This is a genomic window from Mediterranea sp. An20 (assembly GCF_002160055.1).
GTDB lineage: Bacteria > Bacteroidota > Bacteroidia > Bacteroidales > Bacteroidaceae > Bacteroides > Bacteroides avicola.
On record NZ_NFJV01000062.1, the window covers coordinates 1 to 3,132 of the forward strand.

The 3,132-nt window shown below is 54.7% G+C and carries 1 tRNA gene and 1 rRNA gene; both read right to left on the minus strand.

The annotated features are described in order from the left end of the window. Nucleotides 1-17: 17 nt before the first annotated feature. Nucleotides 18-2,899 (minus strand): 23S ribosomal RNA (locus B5F34_RS17055). 123 nt (nt 2,900-3,022) lie between these two features. Beyond that, nucleotides 3,023-3,096, minus strand: a tRNA-Ala gene (locus tag B5F34_RS17060). Nucleotides 3,097-3,132: the final 36 nt, after the last annotated feature.

Here is a 3,132-nt window from a genome sequence, read left to right on the forward strand (position 1 = left end):
CATGCAAAACATACAAAGACACAAAGGGAAGGGGCAATTAGTAATGCTCGGCTTTGGTGTCGCCACCTTTACACCTGCATCCTATCGACGTCGTCGTCTACGACGGCCCTCAAAGAAATCTAATCTTGCGGCCGGCTTCGTGCTTAGATGCTTTCAGCACTTATCCGATCCCGACTTAGATACCCGGCAATGCGCCTGGCGGCACAACCGGCAAACCAGAGGTCGGTCCAACACGGTCCTCTCGTACTAGTGTCGGAGCCGCGCAAATTTCATGCGCCCACGATAGATAGAGACCGAACTGTCTCACGACGTTCTGAACCCAGCTCGCGTGCCACTTTAATGGGCGAACAGCCCAACCCTTGGGACCTTCTCCAGCCCCAGGATGTGACGAGCCGACATCGAGGTGCCAAACCCCTCCGTCGATATGAGCTCTTGGGAGGGATCAGCCTGTTATCCCCGGAGTACCTTTTATCCTTTGAGCGATGTCCTTTCCATACAGAAACACCGGATCACTATGCTCTGGTTTCCCACCTGATCGACATGTCTGTCTCCCAGTCAAGCGCCCTTATGCCATTACACTCTACGGACGGTTACCAATCGTCCTGAGGGCACCTTTAGAAGCCTCCGTTACGCTTTTGGAGGCGACCACCCCAGTCAAACTACCCGCCAAGCAATGTCCCCGCACCGCGGGTTAGAACTCAAACAGCAGGAGGGCCGTATTTCAACGGCGGCTACTCCGTAACTGGCGTCACGGCATCATTGCCTCCGGCCTATCCTACACACCGGCTGCCCAAATTCAATGCTAAGCTATAGTAAAGGTTCACGGGGTCTTTTCGTCCCATCGCGGGTAATCGGCATCTTCACCGATACTACAATTTCACTGAGCTCACGGTTGAGACAGCGTCCAGATCATTACACCATTCGTGCAGGTCGGAACTTACCCGACAAGGAATTTCGCTACCTTAGGACCGTTATAGTTACGGCCGCCGTTTACCGGGGCTTCAATTCAAGGCTTCTCTTGCGATGACCTCTCCTCTTAACCTTCCGGCACCGGGCAGGTGTCAGGCTGTATACTGCATCTTTCGATTTCGCACAGCCCTGTGTTTTTGGTAAACAGTTGCCTGGACCGATTCTCTGCGCCTCACCAAATAAGTGAGGACCCTTTATCCCGAAGTTACAGGGTCAATTTGCCTAGTTCCTTAACCGTGATTCACTCAAGCGCCTTAGTATATTCAACCCGACTACGTGTGTCCGTTTGCGGTACGGGTGCCTGCATGATATGCTTAGCGGGTTTTCTCGGGAGTATGCTTACGCGCGCTATTGCCGCTCCCCGGAAGGATTGGCATACTTTCAGGTTCGGATCGGAGACCGGATTTGCCTGGCCTCCTCGACTCCTACACCCTTAAACGGGCTATTCCGTCAGCCCGCGGCGCTGTCACGACTCCGTCACCACGTCGCTCATGCAGGCAGTACCGGAATATTAACCGGTTCTGCCATCGGCTACGCCATTCGGCTGTGCCTTAGGACCCGACTTACCCTGATCCGATTAGCGTTGATCAGGAAACCTTAGTCTTTCGGCGGGCAGGTTTCGCGCCTGCCTTATCGTTACTTATACCTACATTTGCGTTTCCACGCGCTCCAGCAAGCCTCACGGCATACCTTCAACGCGGCGTGGAATGCTCCCCTACCAACCATGACGGTTCCGGAGCTTCGGTAGGATGCTTATGCCCGATTATTATCCATGCCGGATTCCTCGACTAGTGAGCTGTTACGCACTCTTTAAATGAATGGCTGCTTCCAAGCCAACATCCTAGCTGTCTCTGCAATCTGACTTCGTTAGTCCAACTCAGCATCCATTTCGGGACCTTAGCTGCCGGTCCGGATTGTTCTCCTTTAGGACGCGGACCTTAGCACCCGCGCCCTCACTCCCGGACTCTGACCGGCACGCATTCGGAGTTTGTCAAGACTTGATAGGCGGTGAAGCCCTCGCATCTTATCAGTCGCTCTACCTCATGCCGGTAATGTCCGAGGCTGCACCTAAATGCATTTCGGGGAGTACGAGCTATCTCCGGGTTTGATTAGCCTTTCACCCCTACCCTCAGCTCATCCAGAAGCTTTTCAACGCTTATTGGTGCGGCCCTCCAGATGGTGTTACCCATCCTTCAGCCTGGCCAAGGGTAGATCACCCGGTTTCGCGTCTGACCCTCACGACTAAACGCCCTTTTAAGACTCGCTTTCGCTTCGGCTGCGGGGCTCAAGCCCCTTAACCTTGCCGAAAAGGTCAACTCGTAGGTTCATTATGCAAAAGGCACGCCGTCACACCAAACAGGTGCTCCGACCGCTTGTAGGCACCAGGGTTCAGGGACTATTTCACTCCCCTGTTCGGGGTACTTTTCACCTTTCCCTCACGGTACTGGTACACTATCGGTCTCTCGGGAGTATTTAGCCTTGCCGGATGGGCCCGGCGGATTCACGCAGGATTTCACGTGTCCCGCGCTACTCAGGATACCACTACGCCTCATATGGCTTCGCGTACGCAGCTTTCATGCTCTCTGGCGGCGCTTTCCAGCGCCTTCCGCTCGCCATAACCCGTGCGATGTCGTGGTCCTACAACCCCCCGCCTGCCTAGACAGGAGGGGTTTGGGCTCCTCCCCGTTCGCTCGCCACTACTGGGGGAATCACTGTTGTTTTCTTTTCCTGCAGGTACTAAGATGTTTCAGTTCCCTGCGTTGGCCTCCCGACTTGCGGGATGCCATCCCTTCAGGATGGCGGGTTGTCCCATTCGGAGATCCGCGGGTCAAGGGCTATTTGCGCCTAACCGCGGCTTTTCGCAGCTTATCACGTCCTTCATCGCCTCCGAGAGCCAAGGCATCCACCTGGTGCCCTTGCTTCCTTTGTTCTCGTCTGCCAACTTGTGGCATTTTCTTTCGGTTTGAACCTTCAGGTTCTATTCTGTACAGCATGTCATAGATCGTCCGCAGAACATCCGCAACCAAGACAACGGAATGCGGCCCCTGCCGTGTGGAGAATAACGGATTCGAACCGTTGACCCCCTGCTTGCAAAGCAGGTGCTCTAGCCAGCTGAGCTAATCCCCCTCAATCCAAGAGGTAGTCCCAGGCAGAGTTGAACTG